The organism is Aminobacterium sp. (assembly GCF_034926885.1).
In the GTDB taxonomy this organism is placed as follows: Bacteria; Synergistota; Synergistia; order Synergistales; family Aminobacteriaceae; genus Aminobacterium.
Genome location: NZ_JAYFQR010000004.1, coordinates 100,730 through 116,556, shown reverse-complemented (window position 1 = coordinate 116,556; position 15,827 = coordinate 100,730). Strand labels below are relative to the sequence as shown.

Sequence of the window (15,827 nt, the reverse complement as noted above, 5' to 3'; positions counted from 1 at the left end):
ATTACACTAAATCCTATCTGTTGACAGGTATTTCTAGCCATGTTAGACTGCGTTATAAATCGATAAGTTTTACACTCTAATTAGTTGAAGTTAAGAAGAAGTGAGGCATACAAATGTTAACACACATTAACCCCAAAATACGCCTTGATAAAAATGAAAATCCCTTTCAGCTTCCTCAATCTCTGAAAGAAGAAATTTTTTCTGTTCTTACAGATGTGGAGTTGAATAGATATCCAGACCCAGGGTATAGTGACATTAAAAAACAACTCAGCTACTTTACCGGTTTCCCTACAAAGAGTTACATTTTAGGTAACGGAGGAGATGAAGTTTTATGGTTGCTTTTTGCTGCATATGTTAAACCAGGGGCAAAAGTACTCACTTTCTCGCCATCTTTTTCGGAATACGCCCATTTATGCCGTGTTTATGGAGCTGAACACATTACTGTGCCCATAACATTTACTGAAAAGGATTGTTTTTTCAACACAGAACTCTTTCTAGATACTTTAAGAAGAGAAAAACCTGTTTTAGTTCTTATAGACACGCCCAACAACCCTACTGGACAGACATTGCCTTGCTTGTTCTTACAAGAGGTTATCGAACAAAACATAGGGATTACAGTTATAGATGAAGCCTATGGAGAGTTTGCTAATGAGACGTTCTTAGAATCTCTTCAAGCAAATAATATTCCTGCCCGCACAGTTATCCTCAAAACACTTTCTAAAGCGTGGGGACTAGCAGGAATTCGTTTTGGATATGGGATTTGTAACTCTGATGTAGCACATACTCTCAATACAATAAAAAGTCCCTTTAATATCAATCAGCTTACAGCAGCTATAGTTAATATAGTATTGAAATACCCAGGTTTGATTCAAGAACGTAAGAAATCAATTCAAGACAATCGTGAATCATTTATACGCCAATGTAATATGCTCCCCTCAATACATGCGTATTCAAGTGATGCAAATTTTGTATTAGTACATATTCATGAAGAGAAAAAAATTATTCAATCATTATTTGAAGAAAATGACATTGCAATCAAATTTTTTAAAATACCGGATATGGGAGGCAGTTGGATCAGAGTTTCAATTGGTCTCTCAGGTGAGATGGACAAGGTTTATAGTTGCCTTTCTCAACTATCAAAACGTTTCGAATAACGAGGAGGTATGGCGTTTATGGTAGAAAAATGGAAGGATCAATTAACTGATCAGCTTTGCAAAGCTTTATTGTCGTTGAATTCAGTGGAAGAAATGTACGGTTTTCTTGAAGACGTAGCGACTATTGGGGAAATACGAGCTCTGGCACAGCGCCTAGAAGTTGCAAGATTGCTTGATGGAGGGTACACATATCCTCAGATTGCGCAACAAACAGGTGCTAGTACTGCAACAATAAGCAGGGTTAAGAAATTCCTTGAATACGGTGCTGACGGGTATAGAATCGTTTTAGCCAACCTCAAGAAATTAGAAGACGACAAAGCACAGGAAGATTAATTTTTGCAATAAATTTTGATACTAAAAACGAAGGAGGCAGCCTTTAGAAGCTGCCTCCTTTTTCTTCATTCCATATTTTTAGCAAACATGCACAAATCACGAACAGCACAATGAGAACATTGAGGTTGTCTCGCAAGACATATATTTCGGCCATGAGTAATAATGTTGACATGCCCACCTAAAAACCGGCTTTCTGGAACTACTTTTTCAAGCATTGTCTCAATTTCTTCTGGCTTACATCGTTCATGGGCCCAGCCAATTCTTTTTGAAAAGCGCTGTATGTGCGTATCAACAGGAAAAGCGGGAAAACTCAAATCAAAGAGTAAGACACATGCAATTGTTTTAGCTCCCACTCCAGGCAGTCTAGAAAGAAAATATCTGGCCTCCTCAGAGCTTTTATCTCGTAATGCCTTTATTGAATATGAGCCAAAAGAAGCCTTTACAGCCTCAAGAATGTCTTTCATTCGTTTAGATTTGATGTCAGATAATCCCGCTACACGAATGGATTCTTTTATATCCTCTGTTGCTGCCTGAGCAACACCCTCCCATGTAGGGTAAATCCTTTTCAGATTGTTATACGCCCGATCTCTGTTCTTATCATTTGTATTCTGCGATAAAAGAGTAAGGATCAACCCGTCAAGAGGTTCCTCATGCCAAAGGTTTGGAGGGTCCTTCTCCATATTCCAACACTCTTCAAGACGATCTAGTACCTCCGCAACATGTGATGCGTTTGGAAGAGAGTCACAGATGTCTTTTCTCGACAAAGTTTCAACGTTATTCTTTTTTTGCATTTTGCTCATTTTCAGAAGACACACCATATTTTTTCTTAAGTTTTGCAGCTTTTTCCATCCAAGATTCAAGCTGTTTTTTTACAAGGAAATGAATGCTATCTTCGGGATACACACCATTTTCATCTGGAATTCCAGCTTGTTTCCCCGTTAGAATTTCAATTCCCTGATCAATGCTACTTACTGCCCAAATATGGAACTGTCCTTCTTCCACCGCATCCAGCACTTCCTGATTAAGCATGAGATGAATAATATTTTGTGCAGGGATCATAACACCTTGAGTTCCTGTCAGGCCTCGGAACTTACAATAGCGGAAAAATCCTTCAATCTTTTCGTTAGCACCGCCAATAGCCTGAACATTACCAAATTGATCTACTGACCCTGTCACAGCTATATCCTGGCGCAATGGAATGCCTGAAAGAGCAGATAGTAAACAATAAAGTTCCGTTGAAGAAGCACTGTCTCCATCAATTTCACCATACGTTTGCTCAAAAGCAATTCGTGCTGAAAGCGAAAGGGGCATATCCTGAGCATACTTTCTTCCAAGATAACTAGAAAGGATAAGAAGCCCCTTATTATGAATAGGGCCTGTCAACTTGACTTCTCGTTCTATGTTGACGACTCCTTCTTGCCCCATATAGACATTAGATGTTATACGGGAAGGGTGACCAAACATATAGTCTCGCAAATCTATGACCGAAAGAGCGTTGATCTGTCCAACCACTGCTCCTTCTGTCTGGATAGTAATGACTCCTTCTTCGTATGCTCGCTGAATGCGCTCCTGAATAAGATTAGTACGGAACCTTTTTTCTTCGATTGCTTTATAGACATGGCGAGCTTCTATAAGACTGACATTTTCCGATTTGGCCCACGCAGTGGCCTCAACAATAATTTCTATAATTTTATTAAACTCCGTAGTTATTCGATTCTGATGTTCGGCTAGACGGCTTGCCCACTCTATAACTTCAGCTACAGCCTCCACAGAAAACGGAATTTTCCCTTCTCTTCGAACAAAACCACAAATAAACTGTGCCATCTGTTGCTCCGCTTCAGGAGTACGAGGCATATCTCTGTCAAAATCAGCCTTGATTTTGAACATTTTAAGAAATTCTGGATCATAGTACTGCAACAAAGCATATAGAAGGGGTGTTCCAACCATAACAACCTTCACATTGATAGGAATAGGTTGGGGCCTGAGAGAAGAAACCGGAATAGCTCCGTACTGTTCACCTAAATTTTCTATTGTTGCCTCTCCCGTTCTTAATGCCCGTTTTAGAGCCTCCCATGACATGAAGTTTAAAAGCACTTTTTCTGCATCAAGAATGAGGTACCCCCCATTAGCTTTTTGGAAAGCACCGCTTACTATCTTATGAAAATCTGTATAAAGATATCCTTGTCTACTTTCATATTCCACTTTTCCTGTCAAATTGTAATAAGTGGGGTTTGTTTCCCAAATGACAGGAGCTCCATCTTCTGGATCGTTTGCAACAAAGACATTGATAGTATATCGATTAAAATCGATATCGGCAGAATCATCCTTAGCCGCAGCTACAAATATATTAAAGTTACTAATAATATCTTCTGCTAACGAATCTATCCATTTGCAAAGCACTTCTGTTGTTCCATATTTTTCTTTAATATCTTGAAGATATGGAGTAATAGCTGTTCGGCAAATTTCTTCTTCGAGCTTTCCTATCTCTTCCTTAAGAGCTTTTTCAAGATCTCGAATCTTTCTCAAAGTATCAAGTGTTCTCTGAGATATTTCTTCAGATTTTTCTTGCAGCGCTTTCTGCTTTTCCTCAGAAAGCGCCTCAAATTCCTCTTGCTGCAACTCTCTTTTCGTCGTTTCGCCTTCTTCGCTTGTCTCCTCAATAAGAGGAATATTAACAAAACCCTGTGGCGTTCTTTTTAATGAAAAGTCTTTCTCCGTCGCCCAGGCCCGAACATCTTCCATAAGCGTATTAACCTGCTCTTGAAAGTTTTTAACAAGTTGTGCTTTGGCATCTTCATACTGGCTTTTTTCAAAAGCCTTGCTTATGGCTACTTTGAGCTCTCCCAATAACTCGTTAAAGGCTGCGCCCATCTCTTTGCCTTTTCCTGCAGGTAAATTGATCGCAAGAGGACGACTCGGATCATCAAAGTTATAGACATAAATCCAGTCATCAGGTGCTGCTTTTTCTTTGGCAGATTCGCGAAGACGTTCAAGAGAATAGGTGGTTCTACCGCTTCCAGGATTTCCCAAAACAAATATATTGTATCCTTTGCTATCAACAGCTAAGCCAAAGGAAATTGCTCGTACTGCCCGTTCTTGTCCAATAAACTTTTCAAGACACTCTATCTCTTCCGTTGTCTTAAAGGAAAGAGCGCTAATATCAGTTCTTTTTCTCAACTTTTCTAGAGGCAATTTGTACATATTATTCACTGACATGGGGCACCTCCTCTGATGAAATAATAATTCCACCACCACATACAATATTTTTATTATACAAAACTAAAGATTGTCCTGGAGCCACAACTGGTCCTCCCTTTTCTAAAGATCGAACTTCGAAAAACTCTTCAGTCTGCCTTTCTAAAACTACAGGGAATGGATGAGTTCGATATCTGTGCTCCGCCATATAAACTGTTTCATTATTCATTGTGCAATGGAAAACAGGATTTTGGCAACGTATTCGCAATAAAGATATATCGTTGTTACGGGAAACATGTAAAACATTTTTCTTCATATCTTTAGCTATAACAAACCAAGGTCCGTTAGGCAATCCCAACCCTTTACGTTGCCCTATAGTATAACGCCAAAGACCTTGATGTTCGCCAATTGTTCTTCCCTTTTCATCAACTATAGAACCAGATCTGCATGTTCGACGGTCTAAACGACCCATTAAAAAATCAGCCAACCCTTGGGGAGCAAAACACACGTCCTGACTTTCTTGTTTCTGAACAATCCACGAAGGAAAACTTTGTTTCGCTAATTCTCGAACATCCGTCTTTCGCAAAGACCCTAATGGGAAGATAATAAAAGGCAACCATTCTTGAGGAAGACGATATAACATATAACTTTGATCTTTTCTCTCATCAACTCCGCGCGAGATGCAATATTTATCGCCATTCTTCACTATTTGCGCATAATGACCCGTTGCTACATACGGAATCCCTCTCTCTTTTGCAACAGAGAAAAGAAGTTTGAACTTTACAGAAGGATTACATAATACGCAGGGATTGGGAGTTCGCCCTTCCTGATATTCAGAAAGGATCTCAGTTATGACATTGTTTGAAAAAAAATTCCTTCCATCAAAAATCTCAAAATCAATGTTCAGCTTCTGAGCAAGCTCTTTCGCTTGTTGTTGCGCACTAGAATCATCTGGCCCCGAAAGAGTTAAAAAGAGGCCGGTTATATCGTATCCTTCTTTTTTGAGAAGTAAGGATGTAACGGCACTATCAATACCGCCACTCATGCCTACAAGTACCTTTTTCACCATAATATCACCTAGAATTTAACGACTAACTTGCGAATTTGAGCAATCATAGTAGGGATAAGAGCTGCACAAATCACAATCCCCCACTCCTCTATATTAAGAGGAACTATACGCAGAACCTCTTGGAAAAGAGGTATATAGGTAATTACACACTGTAACGCGCCTGAAAAACAAATTCCTGCCAAAAGCCATTTATTTTGCCAAAGTTGAGACGGATACTGCACAAAACTATGTTTTCTTACACTTAAAACGAAAAACAGCTGAGCTAACACTAAAGTATGAAAACTCATCTCTGTTGCTCGCACAAAGTCTTCTTTATGATACCAAAGAGACCAGTAATACGCTGCAAAAACACCCATTGTAATAAGAAGTCCATAAAAAATTATTTCTTTTTTATGTTGTCGGGTAATAATATCCTCGCTTCTGCTTTTTGGCTTTCGATACATTATATCCGGCTCGGCACTATCAAGAGATAAAGCCAACGCTGGCACAACATCTGTTACCAAATTAATCCATAAAATCTGAAGAGGGATAAGGAGAGCTGGCAACTTCAACAAAATACCTAAAAAAACAGTTAAAACCTCACTCAAATTGCAACAAAGCAAGAAAAGGATGGCCTTCCTAATGTTATCAAAAATACGCCGGCCTTCTTTAACGGCCTCTACTATAGTATTAAATCGATCATCTTGCAAAATAATATCAGATGCTTCTTTGCTTACTTCGGTTCCCTGTATCCCCATTGCTACACCGACATCAGCTTGTTTTAAGGCCACTGCATCATTGACTCCGTCTCCCGTCATAGCAACAACTTCTCCCGCTTTTTGAAGCCCTCTGACAATTTTAAGTTTGTGTTCTGGTGCAACCCTGGCCACAACAGATATTTTTCGGGACCTAGCTGCTAGTTCTTCCTCTGATATTTGTTCAAGTTCACTTCCCACAAGAGCAGAAGATCTTTCATCTTTTGAAATTCCGATCTCACGTGCAATAGCCTGTGCAGTGGAAAGATGGTCTCCCGTAATCATAATAACGTGTATTCCCGCTTGATGGCAAAGAGCAACAGCTTCAGGAACTTCCTCCCGAGGTGGATCATCTATTCCAGCAACTCCTAAAAAGATAAGGTCATCGAGAGATTTGCCCCAAGCAAATGCAATCGTCCTCATGCCTCGAGAAGCAAGTCCGTAAATTTCTCTATTCCATTTTTCGCGCATCTCACCAGAGATAGATTGTATCCCTTTCTCTGTAAAGATTTGCTTAACATCTTCAAGGATGCGCTCCGGAGCTCCTTTAACGGCAACTCCCGTTTTGTGCCACGTAACCATTCTCATTGTCTCTGAATCGAAAGGTTCTTCTTTAATACGAGGCAAAATTTTTCGCAACGAAAGTGCCTCTTCACCTGCATAGCGCAAAAGAGCCACTTCCATGGGATCTCCTATGCCTTTATCATCAGAAAGCACTGCATCATTACAAAGAACTGCCGTCTGTAAAAAAATGGATCGGGCACTAGGATGAGACAGAGCAATTTCCCGAACAGTCATATTATTCATGGTAAGTGTTCCCGTTTTATCTGTACAAATAACAGTTGTCGATCCCAGTGTCTCGACTGAAGCCAAATTACGAACAAGTGCGTTTACTTTAGCCATTCTATGCACACCAAGGGCTAATGTCATGGTAGCAACAAAGGGCAAACCTTCAGGCACAGCGGCTACGGCCAGAGCTATGCCCGTTTCAAGCATTCTAATAAAATCTCTGCCTTGTATCATGCCTATTCCAATAACAAGAAAAGCAACACCTAAAGTCACCCAGATAAGAAATTGACTGAAAGCAGCCAAACGTTCTTCTAAAGGAGTAGATTGTACATTGACATGTTGAAGCATTTTCCCGATGCGCCCTATTTCCGTCTCCATTCCTGTATGGGCGACAACCGCCTGTGCTGTTCCTTTCACAACGCTTGTTCCAGCATAGACAGAATTTTTGCGGTCAGCAAGAAGCGTCTTTGCTGGTAAAGGGTTTGTATCTTTTTCAACAGGCAGAGACTCTCCAGTAAGGGTCGCTTCGTTCACCATAAAATTTGAAATTTTAAAAAGGCGTCCATCTGCAGGAACCACATCTCCTGCCTCAAGTAACAAAATATCTCCTGGAACTACATCCATAGAGGAAATTTGAGCAACAACTCCATTTCTCAAGACGCGACAATGAGGGGATGTCATGGATTTCAAGGCTTGCAAAGCCCTTTCTGCTCTATACTCAGTCAGAAATCCTATAATTCCATTTATTGTTATAACAGCTATAATGGCACTTCCATCTAGATTCTCTCTCATCAAGAAGCTTATAATAGCCGCTACTGACAGCAAATAAACCATAGGAGTTGTAAATTGGCGGAAGAATATTTTCCACCAAGGAATAACCTCTGTCTCTTCTAAAATATTTCTTCCATATTTTTCTAAGGCCGCAGTAGCCTCTTCCGTTGAAAATCCTTCTTGAAGACGAGCTCCAAATTCTTTTTCCATTTCCTCAATAGGTACGGCATATGGAAGAATTTTCATCAGTAATCAAAACCTTTTCGACCAAGTATTCCTTTTGTGTATGGATGACGAATTTCTTTCATCTCTGTAATCAAATCAGCATAGGGAAGCAAATCTTTAGGAGGATTTCGCCCGGTAAGAACTAATTCTACATGTGATGAACGTTTCTGTAGAAGCGAGATAACATCTTTCAATTCAATAAGCTCATAATCAAGCGCAACGTTAATTTCGTCAAGAATCACAAGATCAAAAAGTCCTTTTTCTACCCATTCTCTTGCAATTACAAGACCACGATGCGCTTCGTCAATATCGATCTGTAGAGGAGCTTTTTTATCGACAAAATCGGGACGTCCCGTCTGAATAAGCTTTATTTCAGGAAAACGGGATAAACTGGTGAGCTCTCCATATTGAGGCCACCCTTTCATGAACTGAATAATTCCGACCTTCATCTTCCACCCAACAGCTCGAATAGCCAAACCTAAAGCTGCTGTGGTTTTGCCTTTTCCGTTTCCCATATAGATATGGACCAACCGTAATTTTTCATTATTTTCATTCATGGAGTACTCGTCTCCTTTATCTCTTATAAGCTCTTGTAGTAGAGCTTACTATGTTTTAAAATGCCTTGTGAACGGAGGTTTGTCAATGCTCAATATCGCGACCTTTCTTGTAACAGGAATAGTTCAAGGAGTAGGATTCCGCCCTTTTTGTGCTCGACTTGCAGAAGAAATGGGACTAGGTGGTTCTGTTAAAAATACTTCTGACGGTGTCGTTATAAAGCTTAAGGGATCTATCGAGCAAATACAGAAGTATATCTCTCGACTACAAGAAGAGAAACCAGACGCCTCGCATATCTCATCAATAGAATATATTTCTCAAGAAACAAGCACAGCGGAAACAACGGGAAGTTTTATCATAGAGAAAAGTCTTCGGCTAGAACATCAGCGGGTGCTTATTCCGCCAGATATCGCCACATGTGACGATTGTCTTCGTGAAATGAGAGACCCTGAAAATCGAAGATATAGATATCCATTTATAAACTGTACGAACTGTGGCCCCCGATACACAATTATACAAGATTTACCTTATGACAGGCCGTTAACAACGATGAGTCACTTTACAATGTGTGATACGTGCACGGGGGAATATACAACATCTTCAAATCGCCGTTATCACGCCCAACCCAACGCATGCTTCGACTGTGGTCCATCGCTATGGCTTACAGACCATATAAACACCACTCTTGCACAAGGTGAAGAAGCTCTTTTAAAATGCTGCTCATTTTTGAAAGAAGGCAAGACAGCTGCTATCAAGGGATTAGGCGGCTTCCATCTCGCCTGCGACCCTTTCAATGATGAGGCTGTGAGGCGAATGAGAGAGCGAAAAAACAGAAAGGATAAGCCTTTTGCTCTTATGGTCGCTAATGTACGAGTAGCCAAGCAATTGGTTCATCTTACGAACACCGCTGAAAAAATTCTCACATCATCAAAAAGACCTATCGTACTTTGCCCTATAAGAAAAAACACGCGGCTCTCTCCCCTCGTCGCTCCACAACAAAACACATTGGGTATCATGCTTCCATACACACCTCTTCACCACTTGTTGTTCGAAAAATTTGATGCTCTTATTATGACAAGTGCCAATATGAGCGATGCTCCTATTATTTCAAAAAATGATGATGCACTTTCATCATTATCTGGCCTCGCAGACATATTTCTCATGCATAACAGAGATATTCATATGGCCATAGACGATTCTGTAATCGCATCGCAAGGGCGAGATTACATTCTCATACGCAGAGCGAGGGGATTTGTTCCCATTCCTCTCACTGCCCTTAATAAAGGACCTGTCATATTAGCAGCTGGAGCAGAAATGAAGTCAACCTTTACTTTGACCCAGGATCGAACTATATTTCCAGGGCAATATCTAGGTGATTTGAAACAAATAGGAACAGTCGAATATTACAAACGAGCGTTACGCCATTTCCTTAAGCTTTACAATTTACACCCGCAATATCTCGTTTATGATCTTCATCCTCAGTATCTTTCTGGTTACTTGGCCAAAGATATAGTTAAAGAAACATTTAAAGAAACTTTGGGAGTTCAACATCATTATGCCCATATGGCTGCTTGCCTTCTCGAAAATCGTTTTGAAGAACCTGCAATAGGGGCCATTTTCGATGGAACAGGCTACGGTGAAGATGGAACAATCTGGGGTGGCGAGTTTCTTATCGGTGATCTCATGCACTATCAAAGAAAAGGTTCACTCCTTCCTTGTAACCTTCCTGGAGGAGAAAAAGCCGTTTTGGAACCGTGGCGATACGGATTGGCGCTCTTGGCACATACGATAGGAAAAGAAGAGGCTCTATCGTTAGGTTCTTCTATTTGGCCAGAAATGAAGAATCGCTTGCAGAGTCAGTTAATTATTATGGACGAATCACCAGTCACAACTTCATGTGGACGGTTTTTCGATGGGATATCGGCCCTTCTCGGATTTTGCACGGAAATTACATACGACGGGCAAGCAGCTATGGAGCTTGAATCTCAATCATACGGGAGCGGGAGTGCTCCTTTTAAAATTTTCGAAAAAGAAGGATTCCTTTATCTGGATTGGCGTCCAATGGTTAAATGGATGATGAGCAATCGTTCGTTACATTCAAAAAAAGTTCTTGCCGCTGCTTTCCATGGAGGCATAGCCTATTGGACAGCTGAAATGTGCCAATTATTATCCCAAAAGACTGGAATTAAACATGTAGCTCTTTCTGGAGGAGTATGGCAAAACAAAAGGCTTCTTGCCTTAACTGTCTCATATCTTAAGCAAAGAGGTCTAAAACCACTTACCCACCATTTACTCTCTCCTAATGATGAAAATATTTCTGTCGGACAGGCAGCTTTAGGTTTGGCCCGATGGGGAGAAAAATAAGAGAGGTCGCTTTCAAAAAGCGACCTCTCTTTCTTAATTTTATGCTTCACATTCAGGAGCGTAATCGATACCACTGATCGTACATAATTTTTTAGGATGATGTACAGCCTCTATATAGCGTACCGTTCCGCTTTTCGAACGCATAACCATTGAAAAAGTACGAATACGCCGGCCTTCATAACGAACACCTTTAAGAAAATCTCCATCTGTTACGCCGGTAGCAGCGAAAAAGACATTGTCACCCTTAACAAGATCATCAAGAGTAAGTACAGCGTCGAGATCAAGTCCTAAAGCTCTGCTCTCTTCTGCTTCCTTTTCATCTCTCGTCCAAAGTTTACATTGCATATTTCCACCAAGACATTTGATGGCACAGGCAGTAATGACTGCTTCAGGAGATCCACCTATTCCCACAAGAAGATCGGCTCCACCTTGCTCCTTGCATGTAAGGAGAGCGCCTGCTACATCTCCATCAGGAATCATCTTTATGCGTGCCCCTATTTGACGAATTCGAGTTTTAACTTCATCATGTCGTGGACGGTCTAGCACAACGACAGTAACATCACCGACAGATTTGGATTTCTTTTCAGCCACTCTCTTAATATTATCTTCTATAGGTGCTTCTATATCAATAACGTCGGCTGCATCAGGCCCCGTAGCAAGCTTGTTCATATAAAAGATATTTTTGGGATTATACATTGTCCCCTTTTCAGAAAGAGCCACTACGCTGATTGCACCAGGAAGTCCCATTGCCGTTAAGCGTGTGCCGTCAATTGGATCTACAGCTATATCGACCTCAGGGGAGACCCCTGTTCCCAAACGTTCCCCATTAAAAAGCATGGGAGCCTCGTCTTTTTCTCCCTCGCCTATGACAACTACGCCATCCATAGCAATAGTGTTAAGCATATAACGCATCGCAGTAACAGCCGCTCCGTCAGCAGCGTTTTTATCGCCCCGCCCCATCCAACGGCCAGCAGCCATTGCCGCTGCCTCTGTTCCGCGAACAAGTTCAAGAGCCAGATTACGTTCTGGAACTGACATTGTTTATCCTCCTATTAATTTCTATTCTGAATCTAAAATCTAAGACATCTGATGAAATCTTAAAAAGATTTCATCCACAGCGCTAAAATAGTAATCCAAATTAAAGAGGCTGTCGAGTTCTTCCTTAGAAAGATATTTATTTACCCGCTCATCATTCCAAAGAAGTTCGGCAAAGCTTCCTTCTCCATGCCAACATTTCATAGCATTCTCCTGGACGACAGCGTAAGCATCTTCTCGGCTCAAACCAAATTTCTCTACAAGTTCAAGCAAAACTCTCTGGCTAAAAACTAGTCCTTTAGTTTTATGTAGATTGGCCAACATATTTTCAGGCTGAATGTCCAAGCCTTCTACGATCTTTGACATTTTCTGAAGCATATATGTAATAAGATGGAATGCGTCTGGCCAAATAATTCTTTCTACAGAAGAGTGACTAATATCTCGTTCATGCCATAAAGCAATGTTTTCCATAGCTGTTGAAGCATATCCTCGTAGCAAACGAGCCATTCCTGCCAAACGTTCGCAAAGAATCGGGTTTCTCTTGTGAGGCATGGCTGAAGATCCTTTTTGTTTCTTCCCAAAAGGTTCAAGGGCTTCAAGTACCTCAGTTCTCTGAAGATGACGAATTTCAACGGACATTCTCTCTATTCCCGCACCAAGAAGGGCAATGGCATTCATAACATGAGCATGGCGATCTCTCTGAAGAATCTGAGTGGAAATAGCAGCTGGTTCAAGACCAAGCAACGAACAAACCCGTTTCTCTATGCGTGTAGGACAGTGAGCGTAGGTACCTACAGCTCCAGAAATTTTGCCATAGCTTATTTGTCTCTTTGCTTCTTCAATTCTCTCCCGATCTCTAAGAAGTTCATAGTACCAATTTAAAAGTTTCAGACCAAAAGTCATTGGTTCAGCATGAATCCCATGAGTACGCCCTACGCAAGGTGTATATTTATGGGCATCCGCTTGCTTTAATATAAGAGATGAAAGTGTGTCTAGTTCTGTCAAGACAACGTCTAAAGATTCTTTTAAAAGAAGCGACGATGCGGTATCAAGAACATCACTACTTGTTAAGCCCAAATGGATGAAACGACCGCTGGGACCAACCTTTTCAGCTACAGCTGAAACAAAAGCAATCATGTCGTGATGAACTTGATTTTCTATCTCATAAATTCTTTCAATATCAAAGTCAGCTTTGGCTTCAATATCCTTTAAAGCTTCTTCTGAAATAAGCCCATCTTCGGTCCAAGCTTTACACACGGCGAGTTCGACCTTGAGCCATGTTTCATACTTGTTTTGGTCTGACCATATTTTTTTCATAGAAGGCGTTTCGTATCTCTCTATCATGAGTTCTGTCTCCTCTCAGCCATTTCTTTTCCCCATGAGTTTTTGACCGCTGATAAAAATGTATCATAACGACCACTGGCAAAATCAGGGAAAGTATAATCGAATGATACCCACTTTTTAAAGCGGTACCTCATTGTCACTTCTGCAAAAATTCCATCAGATATATAAATACGATGAGCATGATCTTTCGTTGAAGCCAAGACGAGGCGAGCTCCATTAATATATCCAGGATCAATATTTACTGAGCGAACATTTACACCGTTCTCTACCCTGTAACTTCCTTCTTCGATGTGGCAACTTTCTTTCTTCCAGCGAACCAAGTCACCCCCATCACGAAGTCCTTTAAATGAAATAAACTGCCTATACAGAGTGGGCGCAATGTCATGATAATAATTGGTTATGTCAAATAGATGAGGTTCACTTATACATTCAGGTTCTCCCCACATTTCTGAAACCTTTTCTATTACCCATAATCGCCAATACTCATCAGGATAAAGAACGCCCGTTATCAATTTGACCGGATAGGTCATTTTGAGGCCTCCTTCATTTTTTTAAAACAAAGATACCCTAAAATTTTTTCATCCCAGACACATGTCAGATAATCATCTGCACCTAAAAGATCAATAGGAGACGGTTGAATGCCATCTACCTGGTGAATTTCATAGCCATCTCTGCGCATCTTTTGTGCCCAGGCTTTTCCTACAGCAGCCCACCAAACCATATCTTCTGCTGCAGACAAATCACTGGTAACTTCATCAATTAAATATATATCAGCAAGAAGAGGTTCGAAATAAAAAACCCGCTTCTCATTTTCGTCCGCGTTAATTTCAAGAAGTCTATCCTCTCGCTGCAAGGCATCTGAGACGCGTTTCAATGAAAAATCTTCCAAGGAAAAACTTTCCTGAGCTTTAGCATTCAATATCACCTTATGATCTTTCATAGTCAAAAGAGGCAGAGGGATATTCCACCAAAGTGGGAAATCCTCGTCCTCACCACATCTGTATTTAACTTCTTCAAAGGTGGTAATATATGTTTCTTTTTCAGCTGTGATACAAAGCATTCTCTCCGAATTCTTCATTCTGGAAGGAAGGTTAGTTCTTGTATTAGCACCTTTTTCTGCAAAGAGGAAAAGGTTTGAAATAGAAGTATCTTTTTCACTTTTATGCAAAAAAGCAACAATATCTTCTTGGCGAAAAATATGATATTTCTTCTTCTTTTCCAAAACTACATATTGCAGCGAGTAAAAAAAGAGAACTCGCATTAACTCTGAAATCGGAGAAGAGAATGTCAGTTTGCCTAAGAGTTCGTCACTATCAGGCTTCATCGCCATTTTTCTCCAATAGCGCCTGTACGAATTCTCGCGGTTCAAACAACCGTAAATCGTCGACACCCTCTCCTAGACCAATATATCGAATGGGAAGTCCCAATTTATGAGCAATCGCAAGAATGACTCCGCCCTTCGCTGTATTATCATATTTTGACAATACAACGCCATCTAAAGTTAATGCTTTATTAAAAGTCTCAGCCTGAGCAAAGCCATTTTGTCCCATAACTGCATCTAAAACAAGAAGGTTTTCAATAGAATCCCGACCGACTTCTCTTTCAAGAACTCGTACAACTTTAATGAGTTCTTCCATGAGATTATGTTTTGAATGAAGACGGCCCGCTGTATCAATGATTACAACATCGGCATTGGATGCCTTGGCAGATTGAAGGGCATCGTAGGCAACTGCGGCAGAGTCACTACCCTGTTGTTGTGCTACAACGCGACTTCCAGTTCTATCTCCCCACACTTTCAGCTGTTCTATAGCTCCAGCCCTAAATGTATCAGCTGCTCCCAAAACAACTTTTTTCCCTTGCCTATGAAATTGTTCTGCAAGTTTAGCTGCTGTTGTAGTCTTACCACTACCATTAACACCTACAAGAACGATAATCTTCGGTGAAGAATTTATTTCTATCTCCTTGCCCATTCCCTCAATTGCTTCAAGGCGTTCCGTTATATTAGCAATGAAATATTCTGTAAGCTGATCTGGTGTTTTTAAACCTTCGCGTTTCACTGTCTTCTGAAGATCAGCTGTTATTTCTTCTGTCAAGTCGATGCCAACATCACCAGAAATGAGAAGTTCTTCAAAACTCTCCCAAAACTCTTCGTCTATTGTCGATCCTGAAAAAAGAGAAACCAATCCTCCACTCCAACGATTTTTTACTTCTTTCAGGCTATCTTTTAACTTATTCCACAGAGACATCTAGCTACACCTC

General features: G+C 40.6%; 13 protein-coding genes. 3 read left to right on the top strand and 10 right to left on the bottom strand.

Annotated elements, in window-relative coordinates:
* Positions 1-113 precede the first annotated feature (113 nt).
* Both VB083_RS03145 and VB083_RS03140 read left to right on the top strand, forming a co-directional pair.
* Positions 114-1,154 (top strand): pyridoxal phosphate-dependent aminotransferase, encoded by a 1,041-nt coding sequence (locus VB083_RS03145; RefSeq protein ID WP_213690183.1) that lies wholly within the window; start codon positions 114-116, stop codon positions 1,152-1,154.
* An 18-nt stretch (positions 1,155-1,172) separates the two neighbouring features.
* Positions 1,173-1,487: a YerC/YecD family TrpR-related protein gene (locus tag VB083_RS03140; RefSeq protein ID WP_213690184.1), complete on the top strand. Its 315-nt coding sequence runs from the start codon at positions 1,173-1,175 to the stop codon at positions 1,485-1,487.
* A gap of 65 nt (positions 1,488-1,552) precedes the next feature.
* Here the strand turns inward: VB083_RS03140 and VB083_RS03135 are convergent, their stop codons facing one another.
* From VB083_RS03135 to VB083_RS03115, 5 genes are read right to left on the bottom strand one after another with little or no spacing between them, the layout of a single operon-like run.
* Positions 1,553-2,287 (bottom strand): endonuclease III domain-containing protein, encoded by a 735-nt coding sequence (locus VB083_RS03135; RefSeq protein WP_307880019.1) that lies wholly within the window; start codon positions 2,285-2,287, stop codon positions 1,553-1,555.
* Entirely contained in the window at positions 2,262-4,703 is a 2,442-nt protein-coding gene (locus VB083_RS03130) for a Lon protease family protein (RefSeq protein ID WP_213690185.1), read from the bottom strand. Before VB083_RS03130 ends, VB083_RS03135 begins: the two co-directional genes overlap by 26 nt.
* Positions 4,690-5,748, bottom strand: a complete 1,059-nt coding sequence (mnmA, locus tag VB083_RS03125; protein ID WP_213699387.1) for a tRNA 2-thiouridine(34) synthase MnmA — start codon at positions 5,746-5,748, stop codon at positions 4,690-4,692. The genes VB083_RS03130 and mnmA overlap by 14 nt, the downstream gene beginning before the upstream one ends.
* 11 nt (positions 5,749-5,759) lie before the next feature.
* The gene (locus VB083_RS03120) at positions 5,760-8,291 is read right to left on the bottom strand and encodes a cation-translocating P-type ATPase (RefSeq protein ID WP_213690187.1); all 2,532 of its coding nucleotides are present in this window, start codon (positions 8,289-8,291) and stop codon (positions 5,760-5,762) included.
* Positions 8,291-8,827 (bottom strand): cob(I)yrinic acid a,c-diamide adenosyltransferase, encoded by a 537-nt coding sequence (locus VB083_RS03115; RefSeq protein ID WP_213690188.1) that lies wholly within the window; start codon positions 8,825-8,827, stop codon positions 8,291-8,293. The genes VB083_RS03120 and VB083_RS03115 overlap by 1 nt, the downstream gene beginning before the upstream one ends.
* 85 nt (positions 8,828-8,912) lie before the next feature.
* On the opposite strand from VB083_RS03115, the gene hypF reads away from it, so the two are divergent.
* Positions 8,913-11,189 (top strand): carbamoyltransferase HypF, encoded by a 2,277-nt coding sequence (gene hypF, locus VB083_RS03110; RefSeq protein WP_213690189.1) that lies wholly within the window; start codon positions 8,913-8,915, stop codon positions 11,187-11,189.
* A 39-nt stretch (positions 11,190-11,228) separates the two neighbouring features.
* On the opposite strand, the gene glpX is transcribed toward hypF, so the two are convergent.
* Genes glpX through ftsY form a run of 5 tightly spaced genes read right to left on the bottom strand, consistent with a single transcriptional unit; the run spans position 11,229 to position 15,814 of the window.
* Entirely contained in the window at positions 11,229-12,227 is a 999-nt protein-coding gene (gene glpX, locus VB083_RS03105; RefSeq protein WP_213690190.1) for a class II fructose-bisphosphatase, read from the bottom strand.
* Positions 12,228-12,266: 39 nt separating this feature from the next.
* Entirely contained in the window at positions 12,267-13,568 is a 1,302-nt protein-coding gene (purB, locus tag VB083_RS03100; protein ID WP_213701073.1) for an adenylosuccinate lyase, read from the bottom strand.
* A complete protein-coding gene (locus tag VB083_RS03095) occupies positions 13,565-14,098 on the bottom strand; it encodes a DUF4416 family protein (protein ID WP_213690192.1) in 534 nt (177 codons plus the stop codon). Before VB083_RS03095 ends, purB begins: the two co-directional genes overlap by 4 nt.
* Entirely contained in the window at positions 14,095-14,892 is a 798-nt protein-coding gene (locus tag VB083_RS03090; protein ID WP_323401732.1) for a hypothetical protein, read from the bottom strand. Before VB083_RS03090 ends, VB083_RS03095 begins: the two co-directional genes overlap by 4 nt.
* Positions 14,882-15,814, bottom strand: a complete 933-nt coding sequence (ftsY, locus tag VB083_RS03085; RefSeq protein WP_213690194.1) for a signal recognition particle-docking protein FtsY — start codon at positions 15,812-15,814, stop codon at positions 14,882-14,884. Before ftsY ends, VB083_RS03090 begins: the two co-directional genes overlap by 11 nt.
* Between the last annotated feature and the right edge of the window lie 13 nt (positions 15,815-15,827).